The following is a 1,250-nucleotide window of genomic DNA, read 5'->3' as shown; positions in this document are numbered from 1 at the left end:
AAAAAAACAGATTCTTAGGCTATTTTTAATGACTCAAAAATTTCTTCTATCGGCGTACCGCTTGCGGCAGCTTTGTAAATATATATTACTTTGGATTTTTCTAAATCTTTCTTAGCAGCTTTATATCCAGTATTAAAGTGATGAGAATCAGTACAGTAAATTTTGCAATACGTATAATTTACTAACATTATTATTAGATATCTATTAATACTTCTCTCACTTCTTACTTGATATCCATCTAGTCCTAAGTAAGTTTTGCAATCTCTAAAAAATGGTTCAATCGCCCAACGGTCAGTATATTGAGTTAAAATATCTAACGGTGCTAATGATTCCTCTAAGGAAATAAAAGTTTTCAATGCTCCATCTTTTTGAAAAGCATCTTTAGGATAACTTAAAACAATAGAAACATTATTTCTATCTTTTAAGTTGCCAACATAATTGTAAATATAATATTGCTTGTCTTTGACGGTGACAAGGTCAAAGTTTTCAATATTTAATAATGTAGCAAACTTATGAAGTTTTATTCCTATTCTTTCATGGCCTTGCGGAAAAATAACTCTATTAGTTTTTAAAGCACCAATATAACTATAACCAGCTTTTTCAGAAGCATTAAAAATATCCTTACAACTATACCAACTATCAGCTAATACATAGCCTTTATTTTCAGGCTTAGGAAGTGTTGCAATTAATTTTTTACTCAATTCGATTTTACTCATAGATTCTTTATCATAGATATCAATTGAATATGGGAACACTAATCCGTCACACGATAGTAAAGAAACTAGTATTTGATGACCATATACATTCTTACCTTTTAAGTGAGAATTATGAAATGAACACTTTTCAATTGGATTTTTAGCCTTTGACGAGGGCTTTGTCTTTTCAGAAATAGTATCATCAATAATAAAGTATATTGGTTGTCTGGATTCTCTTGATTTAGCCCAAATAAGTTCTATGATATATGATTTTAACGCTCTTTCTAAAAGTTTTTCGTCCCAATTACTATTTGAAAGAAATCTAGTAATACTAGTTCGATGTCTCGAAAGAGCAAGCTCCGCTATGTCGGAAATTTTACCGTTATAACCTTTTGATATCATAGCATTCATTATATTTTCTAAATGTTTTAATTGAGGTTTAGTTAAGTAAAAATCAAAATTTAATTGCTTGAAAAATTTGTATATTGATAATTCATTTGATATAATTGTGTTTTGAAACATTTATGTATAGCTCCTTGCTATCATTGTTGTGTG

General features: G+C 28.9%; 1 protein-coding gene. It reads right to left on the bottom strand.

Features of this window, described 5'->3' with window-relative positions:
• Nucleotides 1-14: 14 nt before the first annotated feature.
• Nucleotides 15-1,217 (bottom strand): IS701 family transposase, encoded by a 1,203-nt coding sequence (locus CLPUN_RS08560; protein ID WP_077846883.1) that lies wholly within the window; start codon nt 1,215-1,217, stop codon nt 15-17.
• Nucleotides 1,218-1,250 lie beyond the last annotated feature (33 nt).

The sequence above is a fragment of the Clostridium puniceum genome, assembly GCF_002006345.1.
Classification (GTDB): Bacteria; Bacillota; Clostridia; order Clostridiales; family Clostridiaceae; genus Clostridium; species Clostridium puniceum.
This window is presented reverse-complemented; position numbering and strand designations above follow the sequence as displayed.

Excerpts from the sequence above, each read along its gene's own strand:
- CLPUN_RS08560 (WP_077846883.1), bottom strand. The coding sequence starts at position 1,217 with ATGTTTCAAAACACAATTATATCAAATGAATTATCAATATACAAATTT.